This window comes from Sphaerisporangium sp. NPDC005288 (assembly GCF_040607475.1).
GTDB lineage: Bacteria > Actinomycetota > Actinomycetes > Streptosporangiales > Streptosporangiaceae > Sphaerisporangium > Sphaerisporangium rhizosphaerae.
The window spans coordinates 86,459-104,397 of the sequence record NZ_JBEXGT010000013.1 but is presented as its reverse complement, the minus strand read 5'-3'; the positions used below and the strand labels follow the sequence as shown (position 1 = coordinate 104,397).

General features: G+C 72.7%; 17 protein-coding genes. 7 read left to right on the top strand and 10 right to left on the bottom strand.

Annotated features, from left to right (window positions below):
• Positions 1 to 141: 141 nt before the first annotated feature.
• Complete coding sequence (locus ABZU32_RS14905) at positions 142 to 630, bottom strand: FABP family protein (RefSeq protein ID WP_354852295.1); 489 nt, start codon at positions 628 to 630, stop codon at positions 142 to 144.
• Positions 631 to 730: 100 nt separating this feature from the next.
• On the opposite strand from ABZU32_RS14905, the gene ABZU32_RS14900 reads away from it, so the two are divergent.
• Positions 731 to 1,093 carry a DsrE family protein gene (locus tag ABZU32_RS14900; RefSeq protein WP_354852294.1) on the top strand — a complete coding sequence of 121 codons (363 nt, stop codon included), beginning with the start codon at positions 731 to 733 and terminating at the stop codon, positions 1,091 to 1,093.
• A gap of 11 nt (positions 1,094 to 1,104) precedes the next feature.
• Here ABZU32_RS14900 and ABZU32_RS14895 read toward each other — a convergent pair whose 3' ends face one another.
• The 4 genes from ABZU32_RS14895 to ABZU32_RS14880 form a co-directional block, all read right to left on the bottom strand.
• On the bottom strand, positions 1,105 to 1,818 hold the full coding sequence (locus ABZU32_RS14895) for a glutamine amidotransferase (protein WP_354852292.1): 714 nt from the start codon (positions 1,816 to 1,818) through the stop codon (positions 1,105 to 1,107).
• A complete protein-coding gene (locus ABZU32_RS14890; RefSeq protein ID WP_354852291.1) occupies positions 1,808 to 3,037 on the bottom strand; it encodes a MurT ligase domain-containing protein in 1,230 nt (409 codons plus the stop codon). Before ABZU32_RS14890 ends, ABZU32_RS14895 begins: the two co-directional genes overlap by 11 nt.
• 76 nt (positions 3,038 to 3,113) lie before the next feature.
• A complete protein-coding gene (locus tag ABZU32_RS14885) occupies positions 3,114 to 6,197 on the bottom strand; it encodes an ATP-binding protein (RefSeq protein ID WP_354922099.1) in 3,084 nt (1,027 codons plus the stop codon).
• 93 nt (positions 6,198 to 6,290) lie between these two features.
• A complete protein-coding gene (locus ABZU32_RS14880) occupies positions 6,291 to 8,234 on the bottom strand; it encodes a hypothetical protein (RefSeq protein ID WP_354922096.1) in 1,944 nt (647 codons plus the stop codon).
• Between the two features lie 204 nt (positions 8,235 to 8,438).
• Here ABZU32_RS14880 and ABZU32_RS14875 point away from each other — a divergent pair, with 204 nt between their 5' ends.
• From ABZU32_RS14875 to ABZU32_RS14865, 3 genes are read left to right on the top strand one after another with little or no spacing between them, the layout of a single operon-like run.
• The gene (locus ABZU32_RS14875) at positions 8,439 to 9,107 is read left to right on the top strand and encodes a hypothetical protein (protein ID WP_354922093.1); all 669 of its coding nucleotides are present in this window, start codon (positions 8,439 to 8,441) and stop codon (positions 9,105 to 9,107) included.
• A complete protein-coding gene (locus tag ABZU32_RS14870) occupies positions 9,107 to 9,853 on the top strand; it encodes a hypothetical protein (protein ID WP_354922090.1) in 747 nt (248 codons plus the stop codon). Before ABZU32_RS14875 ends, ABZU32_RS14870 begins: the two co-directional genes overlap by 1 nt.
• Positions 9,850 to 11,004: a hypothetical protein gene (locus tag ABZU32_RS14865; RefSeq protein ID WP_354922087.1), complete on the top strand. Its 1,155-nt coding sequence runs from the start codon at positions 9,850 to 9,852 to the stop codon at positions 11,002 to 11,004. The genes ABZU32_RS14870 and ABZU32_RS14865 overlap by 4 nt, the downstream gene beginning before the upstream one ends.
• Here ABZU32_RS14865 and ABZU32_RS14860 read toward each other — a convergent pair.
• Complete coding sequence (locus ABZU32_RS14860; protein WP_354922084.1) at positions 10,971 to 12,326, bottom strand: hypothetical protein; 1,356 nt, start codon at positions 12,324 to 12,326, stop codon at positions 10,971 to 10,973. The genes ABZU32_RS14865 and ABZU32_RS14860 overlap by 34 nt on opposite strands.
• 229 nt (positions 12,327 to 12,555) lie before the next feature.
• Between ABZU32_RS14860 and ABZU32_RS14855 the strand changes: the two genes are divergently transcribed.
• From ABZU32_RS14855 to ABZU32_RS14845, 3 genes are all read left to right on the top strand, one after another.
• The gene (locus ABZU32_RS14855) at positions 12,556 to 13,281 is read left to right on the top strand and encodes a hypothetical protein (RefSeq protein ID WP_354922081.1); all 726 of its coding nucleotides are present in this window, start codon (positions 12,556 to 12,558) and stop codon (positions 13,279 to 13,281) included.
• A gap of 104 nt (positions 13,282 to 13,385) precedes the next feature.
• The gene (locus ABZU32_RS14850) at positions 13,386 to 13,946 is read left to right on the top strand and encodes a hypothetical protein (RefSeq protein WP_354922078.1); all 561 of its coding nucleotides are present in this window, start codon (positions 13,386 to 13,388) and stop codon (positions 13,944 to 13,946) included.
• A complete protein-coding gene (locus tag ABZU32_RS14845; RefSeq protein WP_354922076.1) occupies positions 13,943 to 14,878 on the top strand; it encodes a hypothetical protein in 936 nt (311 codons plus the stop codon). The genes ABZU32_RS14850 and ABZU32_RS14845 overlap by 4 nt, the downstream gene beginning before the upstream one ends.
• Here the strand turns inward: ABZU32_RS14845 and ABZU32_RS14840 are convergent.
• From ABZU32_RS14840 to ABZU32_RS14825, 4 genes are all read right to left on the bottom strand, one after another.
• A complete protein-coding gene (locus ABZU32_RS14840; protein WP_354922073.1) occupies positions 14,823 to 16,160 on the bottom strand; it encodes a hypothetical protein in 1,338 nt (445 codons plus the stop codon). The two genes, ABZU32_RS14845 and ABZU32_RS14840, sit on opposite strands and share 56 nt — an antisense overlap.
• Before the next feature lie 211 nt (positions 16,161 to 16,371).
• On the bottom strand, positions 16,372 to 16,674 hold the full coding sequence (locus ABZU32_RS14835; protein WP_354852272.1) for a DUF1416 domain-containing protein: 303 nt from the start codon (positions 16,672 to 16,674) through the stop codon (positions 16,372 to 16,374).
• Positions 16,671 to 17,510, bottom strand: coding sequence for a sulfurtransferase (locus ABZU32_RS14830; RefSeq protein WP_354852270.1), 840 nt, complete (start codon positions 17,508 to 17,510; stop codon positions 16,671 to 16,673). The genes ABZU32_RS14835 and ABZU32_RS14830 overlap by 4 nt, the downstream gene beginning before the upstream one ends.
• A gap of 15 nt (positions 17,511 to 17,525) precedes the next feature.
• Entirely contained in the window at positions 17,526 to 17,936 is a 411-nt protein-coding gene (locus ABZU32_RS14825; protein ID WP_354852268.1) for a DUF4395 domain-containing protein, read from the bottom strand.
• Positions 17,937 to 17,939: the final 3 nt, after the last annotated feature.

Sequence of the window (17,939 nt, the reverse complement as noted above, 5' to 3'; positions counted from 1 at the left end):
GGCGGGGGGAGTCTTCTCCTCCCATGGTCCAGCCGGCCCGTCTCCCTCGGAGGCGGAGCGCGCCCGGGGTTTTCACGTTCCTCCAGGTCCTCACCGCCGCGACGGCGTCCCCGCCCGGGCCCGCGCGGGCCCGGAGGGGTCTCAGCCGACCTTCTTCAGCTCCGCCGACAGGTGCGAGGTCAGCGGCCGGCCCACGGCGGCCATGTCGTAGGCGTACATGAGGTTGCCGTTGACCAGGCCGTAGAGGCGGCGTCCCGCGGTGTACTCCTTGGCGGTGGCCGTGCGGGCCACGACGTCGGTCTGCAGCTCGATCTTGTGGAACACGACCTCGCCGACGTAGATCTCGACGATGCCCGTGGGGTGCGAGAGCAGCACCTCCACCTGCCGCTCGGGCAGCGAGCGCCAGTGCCCCGACTCGGTGGCCAGGGGCCTGACCATGGCGCCCTCGTCGTCCAGCAGCCACGTCTTGCTCTGGTAGCTCAGGAACGGCTTGCCGTTGTGCTCGAAGACGATCTCCTGGCCGAAGCGGAAGCTCTCGATCGTCGGGTAGCCGCCCACCCCGGCCCCCTCCCACCTGCCCAGCAGGAAGGCGATCGGCTCGAGGTCCGGATGAATTGACTGGGAGTCCATGGCATCTGAGCCTAGATGCCCGCCCACGGGGCCCGTGCCAGGACATCGGAACCGGGAATCGCCTGGTGAAGCGCCCGTGTCCGCGAATAGGCTCAGAGCCATGGCACGATCAATGGTGATAAAGGTGACGGCGGGCGCGGATGCCCCCGAGAGGTGCAACCAGGCGTTCACCGTCGCGGCGGCGGCCGTGGCGAGCGGCGTGCCGGTCTCGCTGTGGCTGACCGGCGAGTCCGCCTGGTACGGCCTGCCCGGCCGGGCCAAGGAGTTCGCCCTGCCGCACGCGACACCCCTGGCCGACCTGCTCGACGTCGTGCTGGCCGGCGGGAAGGTCACCGTCTGCACGCAGTGCGCGGCGCGCCGGGACATCGGCCCGCAGGACCTCATCGAGGGCGTCCGCATCGCCGGCGCGTCGACCTTCGTCGAGGAGGCCCTCGCCGAGGACGCGCAGGCGCTCGTCTACTGACCGCCGGCGCGCTAACGGGGCAGGACGGCCCGGAGTCGCTCGTCGCGCAGGCGGTCGTACCAGGCGTCGTCGATCGGCGCCAGCGGCCCGGCCGCCCAGCTCAGGAACACATCGGCCAGCCAGGGGTTGCGCGCGAGCGCCGGGCCGTGCAGATAGGTGCCCACGATCTTGCCCGCGTGGCAGCCCTCGGTGCCGTCGCCGTTGCCCGTGCCGACCACCGTGCGCGACAGGGGACGCACGCCCGGGCCGAGGCGCGTGACGCCCATGTGGTTCTCGAAGCCGGTCAGCATGTGACCGCCGAGGCCGGTGTCCACCTCGGCCGCCAGCTCGCCCACCGCGCGGGCCGGCCCGCGGGCGCTCTCGATGTCCAGCAGCCCGATGCCCGCCACCGGCTGGCCCTCCTCGCCGCCGAACACCGACCCCATGATCTGGTAGCCGGCGCAGACCGCCAGCAGCGACGCGCCCCGGTCGACCGCCCGGGGCAGGCCGCCGTCGCGGCGCAGCCGCTCGGCGGCCAGGATCTGCGGACGGTCCTCCCCGCCGCCGATCAGGTAGATGTCCCCCGAGTCGGGCACCGGGTCGGCGGAGCGGACGTAGACGGTCTCGACGGGGATGCCCCGCTTGCGGGCCCGCTGCTCCAGGATCAGGACGTTGCCCTGGTCGCCGTAGGTGCTCAGCAGGTCGGGGTAGATCCACACGATGCGCAGGGCGCTGTCAGAGGGCACGGCCGAACTCCGCTCGGATCTGCTGGAAGGCTGTGTAGTTAGCGATCACGTCCACCCTGCCCGGCGCCTGCCGGGTGACGGCCTCGGCGAAGCTCTCGCAGAGCTGGAAGGGCACCCCGGCGACGTCCAGGCGCAGCGCCAGGTCCAGGCGGCGTTCGCCGGTCACGTAGACCGGGCGGCCGCTGAGGATGCGGTAGTCGACGTCCCACAGCCACGAGGTGTCGCGGCCGTCGGGGCCCTGGGCGTTCACCGACAGGATGATCGGCAGGGCCGGGTCGGAGACCTCGAAGGCCTCCAGCCACCCGGCGGGGTTCTTGGCGAGCAGCAGCCGCATCGCGCGGCCGTCGCGCTCGACCATGGTGTAGCGCCCGGCGACCGAGGTCACCTCGCGCAGCCGCGGCAGGGCCTGCTGGACGGGCATGCCGAACAGTTCGGCGACGGCCAGGGCGATGGCGGCGTTGGCGCGGTTGGCCCGGCCGGGCAGGCTCAGGTCGAGCACCCAGCGCTGCCGGCGCGGGTCGATCACCGCGTCGTCGTCGAGCACCCACGCCGGCTCGGGGCGGCGGAAGGTGCACTCGCGGCAGGCCCAGTCGTCGCCCTTGCGGTCGAGGGGGCCGCCGCACTCGGGGCAGCACCAGGAGTCCTCCTTCCAGGGCTGCCCGCACGACACCCAGGTGACCCGGGCGGCCGTGGAGGCGCCCCAGGTGACCAGCGGGTCGTCGCAGTTGGCGACCACGTGGACGTCCTGCCCGGCCAGGGCGCGCCGCCATTTCTGGGCCAGCAGCCAGATCTCGGCCGCGCGGTCCATCTGGTCGCGGCTGAGGTTCATCAGGCAGACGACGCTCGCGCCGGTCGTGTCGAGCACCTCGGGGAGGTACTTCTCGTCGACCTCCAGCACGGCGAACGGCGCCTGCTTGGACTGCGACAGCGCCGACACGTGGCCGGCGGGCATGTTCGCGCCGAAGGCGTTGGTGGCCACCTCGCCGAGCTCCTGGAGCTCGGAGGTGATCAGACGGGTGGTGGTGGTCTTGCCGTTGGTGGCGCTGACCAGCACGAGCTTGCGGTCGGCGGCCAGCTTGCGCAGCAGGTCAGGCTCGAGGATCAGCCCGACGCGCCCGCCGATCACCGATCCGTCGCCGCGTCCGGTGACCCGGGAGAGGGTCGCTGCCGTACGCCCGAGGGCACTCGCGAGCTGAGCCCGCAGCGGTAGCTGGGTCATGCCCGAGATCCTAGTGCCGCCCGCGCGAAGAGTCCCTCACGAGCACCCAAAGCGCCCCTCTCGAGCGGGCCGCCGGTCAGTCCATGAAGGACAGCTCGGCCCGGTTCTCGGCGCCGCCCTCGAACGGCAGGACGAAGCGCCGCGGCCAGGACAGGACCGTCTCCAGCCAGGCCGCGCCCATCGTCTGGGCGACGTGCCGCAGCCGGTCGCGGGGCTCGACGCCGATGGCCACGGTGGCGAAGTCGCGCCCGACGCCCTCGTGCTCGTCGTCGCCGAGCAGCACCCGCCAGGCCAGCGCCCGGTTGCGGTCCATCTCCATGGACAGCGGGTGGTGGCGCAGCGCCTTGGCGCGGTGGCCGAGCAGTTCGGCGCGGGCCATGGCCTCCGCCCCCGCCGCCCCGTTCACCCCGAGGTGCGGGTACGGGCGGCCGGTGGGGTCGGTGCCGAACAGGGCGTACTCCATCGCGGGCGCGGGGCTGCGCAGGTCGGGCGCCGGGCGGCCGTAGGGGAAGAGCCGGTCGACCTCGTGCACCCAGCGCACCTGCGGGATCACCCACGCCGCGCCCGGCCGCTCGCCGGCCGAGGGCTTGGTATCCTGGGAGGGGTCCAGCAGGCCGGCCGCCACCTCGGCGGCCTTGACCGTGAGCAGCGTCGGGTCGTAGAAGGTGCGCAGCGACCAGGCCCGCCGGGCCACCGCGCGCTCGACGAGCGTCGCGAGCAGGCATTCGCGGCGCCGGGGCGGCAGCTCGGCCCAGATCTCGCGAAGGACGCGCGGCACGCCCGGCAGCGACCGGTTGGTGCAGAAGGCGAGCACCACCGTGTCGGTCCAGATGCGCAGCCACGCCCATTCGGGGGCGTCGGCGAGCAGGTCGGCCTCGCGCAGCTCGAACAGGGTGCACGCCTTGCCGCTGGTGCACTCGCGCCCGCAGGCGGCCGAGCGGCGGCCGCGGATCGGCGGGATGGGGCCGAGCACGGTGCGCTCGCGGTCCTCGCCGAGCGGCACCTGGATGCGCAGCGGGCGGTCCATGCCGTCGGCGAAGACGGCGGCGATGCCGGGCTGGAGCGAGACGACCTGCCGCGACTGCTCCTCGCTGAGGTTGATCGCGGCGCCGACCAGCCGGCGGTCGTCCTCGGCGGGCAGGCGGTGCACGACCTTGAGCGCGGTGTTCTTGACCACGTCGGCGATGAGCTTGGTGGGGATCTGCTCGGCCACCACGATGCCCTCGCCGTAGGCGCGGATCTCAGCGAGCATGCCGGCGAGCAGCTCGACGGCGTGGGTGCTGGCGCGCTGGGAGCCGCGGTCGCGCAGCAGCCGGTGCGCCTCCTCGATCACGATGACGTGCTGGAGCCCCTTGGACTTCTCCTGGCGGGCGCGCATGCGCAGGTGCTCGACGATGCGGATGATCAACGTGCCCATGAGGAACGCCTTGTCCTCGTCGTTGGCGACGTCCTCGATCGCGAACACGACGTTGCGCTGCAGCAGGCCGCCGATGTCGGCCGGGTGGCCGCCCTCGAAGAACCGGCCGGCGGAGCCGACGCGCAGGCTGCGCAGCCGCAGGCTGATGAAGCCCTCGACGTCGGCCTGCACCTCCTTGCCGTACCCGATCTCCTGGATGACCTCGAGCGCCTGCGCCTGTAACTGCTCCAGCGTCGGCACGGCCGGCTGGACCGCGGCGCCGGGGATGCCGCCGCCGGTGACGACGTCCCAGCCGTTGGCCTCGTAGACCCGCTGCAAGGCCAGCGACATGATCTGCGGGAAGGGCTCCTCGGCGTCGAAGGCCGCCATGAACAGCGCGCGGACCATGTCGATGTGCGCCTGCACCGGATAGCCGGGCTCGGGGGCCAGCGGGTTGACGCTGAACGGCACGTTGTCGGGCGCCGAGGGGTTGATCACGGTCAGCGGGGACAGGCGCTCGACCCGGCCCGCCATGGCCGCGTACTCGGACTTGGCGGGCTCGATGGCCAGCCACGGGATGCCGGCCTCGGTGAGCTGCTCCAGCAGGTGGCGGACGGTCTGCGACTTGCCCGAGCCGGTGGCCCCGGTGACGAAGGCGTGCCGGTTGAGCGTGGCGAGCGGCACCCGGAACGAGCCCACCGCGCGGTCCTGGCCGTCGATGATGGCGCCCAGGTCGAGCACCGGCTCGCCGGTGTTGCGCACGTCGGCCTCGCTGGTGACGTCGAAGAACCCGGCGTCCAGCACGCGCACGCCCGGCACCTCGCGGCGGGGCAGCCCGGCCAGCGCGGCCAGCGCCCCGGCGGTGGCGGCGAACGGCGCCGCCGCGCCGTCGGCCGGGTCCTGCAGAGTGACCCCGAGCGCCTCGGCGAACCCGTACAGCGGCTCACCGGAGGTGGAGCGGCCGAACCCGGCCAGGATGGGCAGCGACAGGGCGCTGCGCAGCCGGTAGGGGTGGTGGCTCATCTCGACCGACCCGACGAGCACCGGGGCGATCTGGCGCAGCTCGTCCGGGCCCGCCGCCCCGGCCAGCACGCGGACGTTCCACAGCCCGGCCTCGCGGAAGGCGTCCAGCTCCTGCATGCGCCGCTCGGCGCGCTCGGCGTCGAACCGGCTGCGCTCGGAGGCGTCGCCGTACTGGCGCAGCACGTTGAGCTGGGTGCGCAGGTGGGCCACCTCGGCGTCGAGCAGGTCGGTGGGCTCGGCCACCACCAGCCAGGCGAAGGGGCGCGACATGAGCGTGACCAGCGTGGACTCGAACAGGGTGGGACGCAGCAGGTCGTCGGGGCCGGGCTCCCTGCGGCCGTTGAGCGGCGGCGCCTGGCGGCCGGGGCAGGGCGTCCAGGCGAGGTCGGCCAGGTCGGCGAGCCAGTCGTCGCCGATCTCGACGCCCCGCGCGCCGCCGGGGAACAGCAGCGGCTGGGGGCCGTGCGGCGGCTCCTCCACGGTGGCGCTGGACGCGCGGCGCGGCGGGCGCGGCGGGGTGAGCGGCCCGGCGTTGGTGATCAGTTCGAGCGGCGCGCCCGACCCGCGCGACAGCCAGCCGATGACGAACGGCCGGTTGCGCTGGGCGGCGGACAGCACGGCGGGCAGGACGGTGACGAAGTCCCACTCTGCCGACGAGCTACGCGAGGGGGCGGTGATCGCCTGGATGCGATACCACGGACCACTCAGCGGGAACGGCGCGCTAGGCGCTGCGGAGGACACGCTTGCCTGCATATCAAGCTCGGATCCTTATCGCCACCGGCGTTTGCCAGGGGATTACCTCTTCAATGCCTTCTCCTCCCGTCCGGGCGCGGATCACTGGCCTCTCCGCCAGTCGAGCCGCTCCGGCGGGGGGCCGAGGTTGGGCGGGAACGGGTCGGGTTCGGGCTCGCCTTCGGGTTCTGCGGGGGTGAGCATGACCCGCCGGACCTCCTCGAACTCGCCCAGAGTGGTCTTGGGGAAGGTGAGGATGGCCGGGTTGGCGTCGGCGAGCCGCACCTGGCGTCCCTCGGCCGTCGCGTGGGTGACGATCACCGAGGTGGTGGGGAGCTGCTGGAGCTGGTGCGGCTCGACCAGGAACTCGCGGCTGCGGTGCAGCACGCGCTCCTCCCCCATCGCCTTGCTGGCCCTGCGGCCCCACTCGGTGGACTCGGTGATGCCCTCCTTGAGGTCCCCCTCGGCCTTGTCCTCCTCCTCGGGCCCGGCCCGGCCGGCCCCGTCGCCGACCGTCGAGGTGTAGGAGCCGTTCAGGCCGTCCACGCTGGTGCCGATGGTCTCGGTGAGCTGCGCCAGCTCCAGACGGTGCTCGGTGCCCATGTGCTCGCTGGCCACGCGGGCGTCCTCGGCGTTGCCGAGCCGCATGAACGCGACGGCGGCGTGGCCGCGGCCCAGGCGCTCCCTGACCGTCGGGGTGAGCGCGCGGTAGGTGAGCACCAGTCCGGTCTGCGAGGTCTCGCAGGCGTCCATCAGCCGGTCGAGCACGTCCCCGCGCAGCTTGTCCGCGCCCGCGACGATGATCGTGTGGTACCAGGGCCGCTCGGAGGCCGGGGACTGGCGCAGGATGTGGGTCAGCGCCGTGGCGACGTAGGTGCCGAGCACGCGGTTGCCGAACACGCCGGCCTGGCGGTCCATGGAGACCACGCGCAGGCGCGCCGGCGGCAGCCGCACCGCCTCGGAGCCGAGCGTCTCGAGCTTGCGGAGCTGGGACTCAAGGGCCCAGGCGCGCTCGATGACCACCCGGTCGGTGACGCCGCGGCCGAACAGGGTGCCGATGCGTTCGAGCTGGGTGGCGGTGAGCAGGCCGAACCGCAGGTCGTCGCGCGGGTCGCCCACCTGGGCCAGGGCGCGCAGCGCGGCGGTGACCTGGTTGATCGTGGCGTTCTCGCCCAGCACCTCCAGCACCCGTTCGAGGATCGCGTTGTCGAAGCTCAGGTCGCGGGTGGTGCGGTGCTCCTCGCTGACGCTGACGACGTGGGCGAGCACGTCGGCGAAGGCCTCGGGCGGCAGCGTGGCGCCGAGGTCGAGCCGCGGCAGGTCGGTGGGCAGCACCCACACCAGCGGGTCGTCGCCGCCGCGCCTGGCCAGCTCGATGAGGTCCTTGGCGATGGCGCCCTCGGACAGGTCGAGCACGGTGAGGTGGCCGCCGCTGTAGAGGCGGGTGGCGCCGAGCAGGGTGATCAGCGCCGACCAGCCGGGCAGGGTGCCGCCGGCCACGTCGATGCGGTCGATCTCGTCGGGCACGGCGACGGCGTACCAGGTGAGCTGCCTGTCGTACTGCTCCTTCTTGGCGGCCCACTCGCGGTAGCGGGCGGCGTGCTCCTCCTGGGCCAGGAACAACTCGTGTTCGCGCTGCTCGCGCTGCTTGCCCGCCCGCGTCTCCTGCTCGCGGATGCGTGAGCGCAGGGCGCGCTCGCCCTGGTGGACGGCGTACCCGCAGATGGCGGCGATGCCGCCGGTGGCTACCAGCCCGATGACGACGAACGGCCAGCCCATGATCTCGGTGAGGCCGAGGGCGAGGATGAGCACCGCCAGCAGCGACATGAAGACACCGACGATCTTCACGGGGCGGTTGAGCAGGTCTTCCTGGAGGCGTTCCCTGCGGACCCAGGTGGGGTCGACGGCGGCGGGCTCGGCGGGGGCCTCGGCCGGCGAGGGGCGCCTGGGAGGCGGGCCGGGGTCGGGGAACAGCATCGCGTACTGCCAGCCGAGGTAGATCCGGTCAGCCTGCAGCTGCGCATGCTCGGGGTGCACGTCCGCCACCGGACCTCCACCTGATCAAGGGTCGTGCCTGCCGGAAAGCTCGCCGGCGCTCTCGTGGTCCGCTCTCCGACTGTGACAGCGTAAGAGGTGGGCCCCGCATTCGGGCACGGTTCTCGCCATTCGGACCAGATATCTGCCCTCTGCCCCTACACATTGGGACGAACGAGGCGGACGGGACAGAGGGAGCGATTACGATCGTGTGGCATGACGTCGTCCCCCGTTCGTCGCGGCCGCCGTCGTCGACGCCCGATCCTGGTGCCGGCCGTGGTCCTGCTCGCCGCCGCCGGCCTCGGCGCCACCGCGGCCCTCGGCGGGCTGCGCGAGGCCCCCGCCGAGCAGCCCCCGCAGCGCGGGGCGGGCGAGGAGGTCGACCAGCACCTGTTCCGCACGAAGATCGAGAACGCGGTCGTGCGGTCGGCGCCCACCGGCTCGGACGATCCCGGCGCACCGAAGGAGCGGGTCCTGGAGCTCAGCCTGCGGGTCTACAACAACGCCCGCAACAGCGTGCCGCTGGAGGCCCTCGACGAGTCGCTGCTGCTGATCGCGCCGCCCGAGGGCGACCCGTTGAAAAGCCCCCAGGGCGGCCGGGACGTCGGTAAGTGGCGGTTCGGCGACTCGATCCCCGGCGAGGGGCTGCCCGGAAGGACACTTCCCCCGAAGCGGACCTCTCTGGTGGTCATGCGGTTCCACTCGAACGTCGGCGCCGACGAGCGGCCCCCCGCCTTCCCCGGCTCGCTGACCGTCGAGCTCGGCCGCTATGAGAACCACGAGGACGCCTTCACCGGACGCCACCGGACCCAGCTGGTGACCGGCGACGATCTCAAGCCCGTGGTCGCCGCGCGGGTCACCATCCCCGTGCGCGAGGAGGCGTGATGGTCCGGCCGGCCGTCGCGCCGCTCCCGGACGGCACCGACCACCGGACCGGGCGCCGCGCCGCCGAACCGGCCCCCGCCGCGTCGCGCGCCCGGCGGGCGGGGCGGCGCCTGGCCAACGGGACGGTCGCGCTGGCCATCGCCGCCGGGGCGGTGTACGCGCACACGTACGTCATGGACAAGGACGACCTGGACGCCCCGCTGACCACGCACGCGGCCGCCGGCGCGGTGGCCGCGAACGGGCGGTTCGGCATGCGGCTGGAACGCGTCGCCGTCACCCGGACGATCAGGCTGGCCACCCCGTCGAACGATCCGGAGACCGGGGCGCAGGTGATCAAGGAGACCGGGCACGTGGGCACCGGCGACGTGTTCGTGGTCGCCACGGTCCAGGCCACCTCCGCCGGCGACCCGCTGTGGCTGAAGGAGGCCTGGCTGCACACCCGCGACGGGCTGGACTACGCCGTCAGCGACCGGGTCTACGGCATCTACCGGCGCGCCGACCATCCCATCCAGCACGGCTGGTGGTCCGAGCTCGACTACGTCTTCGAGGTGCCGAAGGAGGCGCTGCCCGGGGCGTCCATCATGGTCACCGCGCCCTCCTCCAACGGCATCAACGACGACATCTACCCCGGCCGGTACGACCAGCTCCTCCCGGAGGTCTCCCTGTCCCTCACCGCCGACGATGCCGCGACGCGGCGCCTGATCTCCGAGATGGCCGAATCGGTGCGACTGATGGCGCGGCTGTGAGCCGGCCCCGCGGGCGCGGCCCGGAGCCCGAGCCGGAGGAGGAGCCGTTCGACGCCTTCGCGCCGAACCCGCGCAACAGCCCGCCGCCGGGAGAGAGCGCGGTCACCTCGACCGGCTCGTGGGAGGCGTTCCCCACCACCTTCCCGATCCCGGTGGTCTCGCCGGACGACCCAACTCCGTCGCCGCTCCCGCGCCGCACGCCGGGGAAGGCGCCGCATCCGGGCAAGAAGCCGCGTCCAGGCGAAGCGCCGCATCCGGGCGGGAGCACCCCTAATCCGGCCGGGGCCGCGCCAGGAGCGGGACCGGGCACCGCGGACGCCACACCGGCGGCGGCGCCGGGCACGCCAGGCGTAGGGCTGAGCACGGCGAACGCAGGGCTGAGCACGCCAGGCGTAGGGCTGAGCACGGCGGGCGCCACGCCAGGAGCGGGGCCGAACGCGGCTTTCGCCACGCCAGGTGCAGGGCCGAGCACGGCCGGCGCCACACCGGCATCAAGGCCGAGCACGGCGGGCGCCGTACCCGCCTCGGCACTCGGCTACTCGGGGACCACCACCGGGCCGGTGGACACCGCGCCGGTCATCCCCGCGGCCGGCGCGCCGGAGGCCGCGCCGGAGACGGCGGCGGTCCCTCGCGGCAGCACACGTTCCGCCCGCCGGGAGCGCGGCCGGCTCGTCCGGGCGGCGCGGGGCGCCGGCCTGCTCGTCGCGGCGGCGGCGCTGGCCGCGGCCACCGTGGGCGCGCAGTGGTGGGACAAGTCGGCGTGGGTGGCCGAACGGTACAGGCCCGAGACCGCCAAGGAGGTGGGGCACGGCCAAGAGGCCACCCTGCACGGCGTGAGCTGGCAGGTCAGCGTGACCTCCGGCCCTCCGGCCTCCGGCCAGGACGCGGGCACGGCGTCCCTGGTGGCGGACGTGCTGGTGACGCCCACCTCGGCCGCGGAGATCCAGAAGTCCTTCCCGCCGGACTTCAGCATGCGCGACCGGGCCGGGCACAGGTGGCTCGCCCAGGCCGAGCAGACGCTGATCCGCGACGATCTCAAGGTCGGGCGGCCTGTGCGCATGAAGGTGGTGGCGGTCGTGCCCGAACGGCTGCGCGACACCGCCGAGTTCGTGCTGAACTACGACACCGAGGCGCTGCGCTTCGCCCGCTGACGGGTCGCCGCGATGTCGAAGGTGGCGGCGAACAGGCACAGCGTCAGCGTGGTGAAGACCAGCCCGCGGGCGAAGTGCACCGGGATCTGGTAGACCTCCCAGTCGAGCTGCCGGTGTGCCGTGCCGATCAGGTAGTACGCGCCGCGTTCGGCGTAGTCCATGGCCACGGCGAGCAGCACGTAGCACAGGCACATGAGCGTGAACAGCGGCGCGCCGCCCCGCAGTGTGAGGCGCAGCGCGTGCAGCACGGGCGGCCACCGGTCCAGCCCGGCTCGCACGGCGACCAGGCCGGCGCCGCGCCGGGTGATGCGGTGGGCGCGCCGTCCCGCGCGGGTGACGGCCTCCTCCAGCGGGGTGCCCCTGACCGCCTCCCGCCCGCTCTCCGCGTACGCGCCGTACACCAGGACGGCCAGGGTCAGCAGGATGAGGGGGGTGAGGATCGCGCCGCCGAGGTCCGGGCGGATTCCGGCGAGCCACTCCATCGTGGCGCGCCAGCCGGGCACCGCCCGCTCCAGCGCGGCCCAGTGCTCGTTCCACCAGGACACCACGACGCGCCGGCCCAGCCACTGCGACCGCTCGCCGACCAGCGCCACCACCAGGGCCGCTCCGTAGAAGGTGTAGGCCAGCTCGGAGAAGGCGACGCCGAAGGCGAGCCGCGACCCGCCCCGGCGCTCGTGCAGGGCCGCCAGGACGTAACGCACCACGATCGCCACGCAGGCGAAGATCAGTGCGATCTTGATGTCGAGCAGGAGGTTGGTGCCGGCGTCGGGCGGCACGGGCTTCGCCGGTTGGGCGCCGCCGGTCGTGCCGAAGGCGCCCGAGAGCTCCGCGGCCACGAAATCGTCGTACTGCTTGGCGTAACGCTCCATGTCCGCGTCGGCGAACTGGCGCCAGTCGGCGGCCTGCCACCCCCAGGCGAGGTAGATGGCGACGTAGGCGATGATCGCCCGGCCGAGCGCGGTGAACAGCGGCTCGTCCGCCTGCCCCTCGGCTCGCCTGGCGGCGGTCTCGGTCAGCGCCCCGCGGACGGTGTGCAGCATGCCGACGGTCACGATCATGCCGAGCATGACCATGACGACGAACAGGAACATGGTGCCGGCCAGGCGCCACTCGCGGTGGGAGCCGTGGGAGAACTCCGACCCCGCCACCAGCAGGCCGAACCGGCCCAGCTCGCCGGCGCCGAACCACAGCGTCATCGGCACCAGGCACCGCGCCCACAGCGCCAGCGCGTGCAGTGGCAGCCCGTACGGCGAGCGCCGCCACCAGCGGACGGCGTCGGACACGGGCCGTGACCCAGCCCCCAAGGTCAACGAATCGGACATCCTGGGCATGGTATCCACGGCGCCACAACCCTCGCAGGGCATCGCCACAATGCGGTGTCAGAACGGCGTGCCGGAGCCGCGTGTCGCCCGGCCCCGCCGAACGCGTGGGGTGGCGGCCCGGTCACCCTCCGGGGATTTGCGGCTTATGTGGCCCTCTACAGGTGTCTGGTGTGTATCTATGAGACTAACGAGACGGATGGGGATCACGTAGCGACTACCATCCTGTGCCATGACGTCCACCCCTCCTCGCGGCGCCCGACGCAGACGGCCGGTGCTCATCCCGGCCGTCGCCGTCCTGGCGGCCGCGACCGCGGGAGTGAGCGCCGCTCTCGGCGGGCTGGCGCAGGCGCCTGACACCTCCGTCGAGAAGCTGGGCAAGGGCGCAGAATTCGACCAGGGGAAAATGCTCACGGTCGTCCAGGACGCCGTGGTGCGCTCGGGCGGCAAGTTCGAGATGGGCGTCCCCGGCAAGCGCTACCTCCAGATCGTCCTCAAGGTCACCAACGAGACCGACCGCACCATCCAGGCGCAGGAGATGGACCACGCGCTTCCCACCGTGCGCGCCGACTCGACCACGATCAAGCCGAAGCCCGGCGACCTCGGCCCCTACATCAGGTCCATCTCCCAGGGGCACTCATACGCGCAACTGCATCCGGGCGTGCCCACGACCGTGATCATGTCGTTCGAGCTGGAGCCGGGCCGGCCCGTGCCCAAGAGGCTGAGCATCGACCTGGGCGCCTTCGAGCTGCACGAGGACTTCTTCAGCCGGCAGCGCGCGTGGTCGCAGATCTTCCAGGACACCGCGGTGACGCCGTCGCCCGCGGCGAGCGCGACGCCGGCCCCCTCGCCGTCCGGCACGGACGCCCCGCGGCTCGGCCTGGCGGAGCCGAAGACCCGCATTCCGCCCGTGGTGGCGGCCCAGGTCGATCTGCCGGTCCGAGTGGAGACCTCGTGATGGCCGTCTCGTCCGATTTCGTACCCCATCCGGCGTCGGCGTCGCCGTCCCCCGCGCAGCCGCCGCCTCCGCGACGGCCCGCCTGGCGCAGGATCGTCTCCGCCGTGGCCGGTGTCGCCCTGGCGATCGGCGCGGTGTACGCGCAGACCTTCGTGATGACCGTCAACGACAAGACCGCCCCGCTCACCGTGTCGGGCGGCATGCGCGAGGAACTGCGGACCGACCACTTCTCCGCCCGGCTGGAACGCATCGAGTTCGCCCGTTCGATCCGGGTGAAGAAGGCCTACAGCACCGACGAGGCGACGACCGACCAGATCTTCCTGGTCGTCAAGGTCGGCGCCACCTCGCCGCGCCGGCCGACCAAGCTGGTCCCCCACCTGGTCACGGCGGGCGGTCTGCGCTTCGCGGCCACCGACAAGGTGGACGAGAACGCGACGATCACCGCCAAGTGGATCCAGCCGGGATGGTGGCGCTCGGGGCTGTGCTTCTTCGAGATCCCGCCCGACGAGGTCGCCGGCGCCCGCGTGGTGGTGTCCGAGCCGGTCAACTCCCTGTACGGCGACCAGTACATCCCCGAGGTCTCCATGGACCTCGGCCTAGACGAGGCGAAGGCCCGCGAGGCGATGAGCGCCGCCAAGGACGGCTACGAGGTGAGCGGCATATGAGCCAGAATCCCAACGACACCGGCGTGTGGCGGCCGCCCGCCGCCGAGCCGTCGTGGTTCACCCCCGCCCCGCGCCTGCCCCGGCCCGACGCCCGGGTCTGGCCCCCGCCCGCGCCGGAGCAGGAGGAGCCGCGCGGGTCCTCGACGGTTCCGATGCCGGCCGTGCAGGACGGGCAGGCTCCCGGCCGCCGGACCTGGCCGCCGCCGCCCCCGGTCCCCGCCGCGTCGCCGCCTCCCGGCCCCGCCGCGTCGCCGTTCCGTGGCGAGGCCCCGGCGGAGCGCGCCGCGTCCGCCGCGTCCGCCCCGGCCGCCGCGCCCCCGATGTCCCTCTCGTCCTCTCCGTCGGCCGCGCCGCCCGCGCCCACCGCGCCGCCACCCGCCGATCGCGCCGCCTCCGCGGCCGCGCCCTCGGCCCGCCGCCGGATACCTAAGCCGGTCAAGATCGGCCTGCAGCTTCTCGGCGCCGTCGCGCTCACGGCCGCGCTCCTCGGCGTCAAGGGATACGACGAGCTGACCCGGTTCGAGCGGGACAACCCCGCGGCCCAGGTGCGCCACGTCGCCTCCGGCCAGGCGGCCGACCTGGCCGACGCCCGCTGGCGGCTGCTCAAGATCGCGCCCATGGCGCAGCAGCCGGACAACCTCGCGCCCGGCACCATCATGCTGCAGATCGACCTCGAAGGCACCGCGCTGAACCAGGACGGCACCCACTTCACCACCACGCCGCCGTACTACTACATGGGAGACGCGGCGGGCCGCACCTGGATGGCGCTGTCGTGGAAGGCTCCCGAGCGGCTGACCCCGGGCGTGCCCGGCCGCTTCACCCTGATCAGCTCGGTGCCGAAGGACGTGGCGGGCCAGGTCGAGCTGCTGCTGTGGCCTAACTCGTATGTTGGAGAGCGGGAGTGGGGGCCCGCTCTGCGCTTCGCCCGCTGACGCCGGCGACGGCCCGGCGGCGACGCTCGGCACCGGCGGCGATGTCGAACGTCGCGGCCAGCAGGCAGATCGTCAGAACGGTGACCACCAGGTCGACGACGAAGTCCACCGGCACGAGCAGCACGTTCAGGTAGAGCATCGGGTGGTCGCTGCCGAGCAGGTACACGATGCCGCGCGAGGCGTAGTCCGCCCCCACGCGCAGCCCGACGAAGCACAGGGCGAAGTACCCGAACAACGGCGCGCCGCCGCGGATCGCCAGGCGGACGGTGTTCATCAGCGGCACCCAGTCGGCCCACCGGCCGAAGAAGCGCAGCAGGGTGCGGCGGGTCAGCGAGTGCGTGCGCGCGGTGAGCATGGTGCCCGCCTGGGTGGCCACGCCCTCCAGCCGGGTGCCCCTGATCACGCCGCGGGCGTCCTCGGCGTAGGCGCCGTACATCAGGATCGCGACCGTCAGCCACGCGGCGGGCAGCACCAGCGCGTCCCACGCGTACGGCTTGACGGTGTCCAGGAGTTCACCGAGCGCGGCCAGGCCCGGAATGTGCACCTGCAACCCGTCGAAAAGGTCCCCCACCCAGGACGCGGCCACCCGGCTGCCCAGCCAGCCGCCCACCACCTCGCCCCGGGAGGCGACGACCTGCGCGCCGTAGTAGAAGAAGGACAGCTCGCAGAAGGCCACGGCGAGCGCCGCCGTGCGGGCCTGGTCGCGCTCGTACCAGAGGGTGAAGAAGTAACGGGCGAGGAAGGCCACGGCCATGATCACCAGCGTGGCGGTGAAGTTCAGGCCGATCAAGATCCGCGCGGTGTCCGGCTGCTCCCCGGTCGCCAGGTCGTAGAAGGCGCCCAGGGCCCCCTTGTCGTCGCTCTGGCGCAGGATGTCCATGGATAGGTAGTCGCGGACGTCGTCCAGTTGCCATCCCCACGCCAGGTACAGCGCGACGAACGGAATGATCACCCTGCTCAAGGTCGAGACGAACCCCTCGTCCTGATCCCCGTCGGCTCGCCTGGCCCGCATCTCCCACAGCGCGCCCCGCAGTGAGGCGAACATGCCCACGCTGACCACCAGGCCCGCCATGACCATGATGATGAACACCAGCATGGTCAGCGCGTAGCGCAGGTCCTTCATCGAGCCGTGGCCCAGCTCGGTGCCGCCGACCATCAGCCCGAACCGCACGAGCTGCCCGGCCGAGTACCACATGACCAGCGGCAGAACGCACCGCCCCGCCAGCCGCAGCGCGTGCAGCGGGAGGGACCAGACCGACGGAGTACGGATGGATTCGGACATCCGGTGCATCCTATCGACGCGGCCCCATTCGCCGCAGCGGCATCGCGCGTTTCACCGCCAGCGCCATGCCCCGGGAGGACCCGCCCGGCGACCCCACGAAGCCCGCCGCGGCGCCGACGCCCCGCACACACCCGGCGCACACCCCTGGAACGCGCGAGGGCCGGCGCCCCCTCGCGGGGAACGCCGGCCCTGGATGCGCGGAGCGCGAGTGTCAGACGGTGACCTGGAGCTGGGAGACCTCGCCGAGGCGGGCCTCCACCGCGATGTCCTTGGTGACGCCGCCGCCCGCGATGATGCGGACGGTCCAGGAGCCGGGAGCGGCGAAGAAGCGGAAGACGCCCTCGTCGGACACGACCACCTCACCGGTGAACTCGCCGGAGTGGTCCAGCAGGCGGGCGTACGCGGTGCCCGTGCCGGTGACCACACCCTGGATGACGGCCTGCGTCGACAGGTCGATGCCCGCCGGCAGCGCGATGGTCTGTTCGGGTGCGGCGCACCCCTGGACGGTGGTCATCGGGCCTCCCCTAGCTCGATCGGCACGCCCACGAGCGAGCCGTACTCGGTCCACGAACCGTCGTAGTTCTTCACGTTCGGCTGCCCGAGGATCTCGTGCAGCACGAACCAGGTGTGCGCGGAGCGCTCACCGATGCGGCAGTAGGCGATGGTGTCCTTGTCGAAGTCGACGCCGGCCTCGCCGTAGAGCGTGCGCAGCTCGTCGTCGGAGCGGAAGGTGCCGTCGTCGTTGGCCGCCTTGGACCACGGGATGTTGCGCGCGGTCGGGATGTGGCCACCTCGCTGCGCGGCCTCCTGGGGCAGGTGGGCCGGAGCCAGGAGCTTGCCGGTGAACTCGTCGGGCGAGCGCACGTCGACCAGGTTGAGCTTGCCGATCGCGGCGACGACGTCGTCGCGGAAGGCGCGCAGCGTGAGGTCCTGGTCCTGGGCGGTGTACTGCGTCGCGGGACGCGCGGGCACGTCCTTGACCAGCTCGCGGGAGTCCAGCTCCCACTTCTTGCGGCCGCCGTCGAGCAGGCGGACGTTCTGGTGACCGTAGAGCTTGAAGTACCAGTACGCGTACGCGGCGAACCAGTTGTTGTTGCCACCGTAGAGGACCACGGTGTCGTCGTTGCCGATGCCCCGAGCCGACAGAAGGGCCTGGAAGCCCTCACGGTCCACGAAGTCGCGGCGGACCGGGTCCTGCAGGTCGTTCTTCCAGTCGATCTTCACGGCGCCACGGATGTGGCCCTTGTCATAGGCGCTGGCGTCCTCGTCGACTTCGACGAGCACGACGCCAGGAGTGTCGAGGTTGGCCTCGACCCAGTCGGCGTCCACCAGTACGGCGGAGCGGCTCATTAGGGAACCTCCCGTTTATCGGGTTGCGGCGGGCATTAGACGGCGGATGATCAAGTACATTTCGCAGCCCAGACAGAAGCCGAAGGCGGCGTTGAGGAAGGCGGCGAGCAGCGCCGCGGCGGTCGCGCCGAGCGCGAGCGCCGGGACCTGCGCGGCGAACCCGGCCAGCGCGGCGAGCGCGAAGACCAGCCCGACCCCTTGCGCGAAGCGGGGCGGGGCGGCATCTTCCATCTCCGCCGGCGGACCGAGCCTCGGCCGCACCAACCGTCTGAAGATCAGCCCGTACGGCGACACCCCGGCCAGACCGAGAGCGAACAGCAGGCCCTGGACCAGCAGCAGCCACGCGTTGCCCGTGAGCAGGACCAGAGCCAGAACGACCGTCGTGACGGCCGCGGAGAACCGCGTGCTTCTGGGATCCACCTGCATGGC

Excerpts from the sequence above, each read along its gene's own strand:
- ABZU32_RS14905 (WP_354852295.1), bottom strand. The coding sequence starts at position 630 with ATGGACTCCCAGTCAATTCATCCGGACCTCGAGCCGATCGCCTTCCTG.
- ABZU32_RS14825 (WP_354852268.1), bottom strand. The coding sequence starts at position 17,936 with ATGCAGGTGGATCCCAGAAGCACGCGGTTCTCCGCGGCCGTCACGACG.
- ABZU32_RS14855 (WP_354922081.1), top strand. The coding sequence starts at position 12,556 with ATGACGTCCACCCCTCCTCGCGGCGCCCGACGCAGACGGCCGGTGCTC.
- ABZU32_RS14890 (WP_354852291.1), bottom strand. The coding sequence starts at position 3,037 with ATGACCCAGCTACCGCTGCGGGCTCAGCTCGCGAGTGCCCTCGGGCGT.
- ABZU32_RS14900 (WP_354852294.1), top strand. The coding sequence starts at position 731 with ATGGCACGATCAATGGTGATAAAGGTGACGGCGGGCGCGGATGCCCCC.
- ABZU32_RS14835 (WP_354852272.1), bottom strand. The coding sequence starts at position 16,674 with ATGACCACCGTCCAGGGGTGCGCCGCACCCGAACAGACCATCGCGCTG.
- ABZU32_RS14860 (WP_354922084.1), bottom strand. The coding sequence starts at position 12,326 with ATGTCCGATTCGTTGACCTTGGGGGCTGGGTCACGGCCCGTGTCCGAC.
- ABZU32_RS14870 (WP_354922090.1), top strand. The coding sequence starts at position 9,107 with ATGGTCCGGCCGGCCGTCGCGCCGCTCCCGGACGGCACCGACCACCGG.
- ABZU32_RS14830 (WP_354852270.1), bottom strand. The coding sequence starts at position 17,510 with ATGAGCCGCTCCGCCGTACTGGTGGACGCCGACTGGGTCGAGGCCAAC.
- ABZU32_RS14840 (WP_354922073.1), bottom strand. The coding sequence starts at position 16,160 with ATGTCCGAATCCATCCGTACTCCGTCGGTCTGGTCCCTCCCGCTGCAC.
- ABZU32_RS14845 (WP_354922076.1), top strand. The coding sequence starts at position 13,943 with ATGAGCCAGAATCCCAACGACACCGGCGTGTGGCGGCCGCCCGCCGCC.
- ABZU32_RS14875 (WP_354922093.1), top strand. The coding sequence starts at position 8,439 with ATGACGTCGTCCCCCGTTCGTCGCGGCCGCCGTCGTCGACGCCCGATC.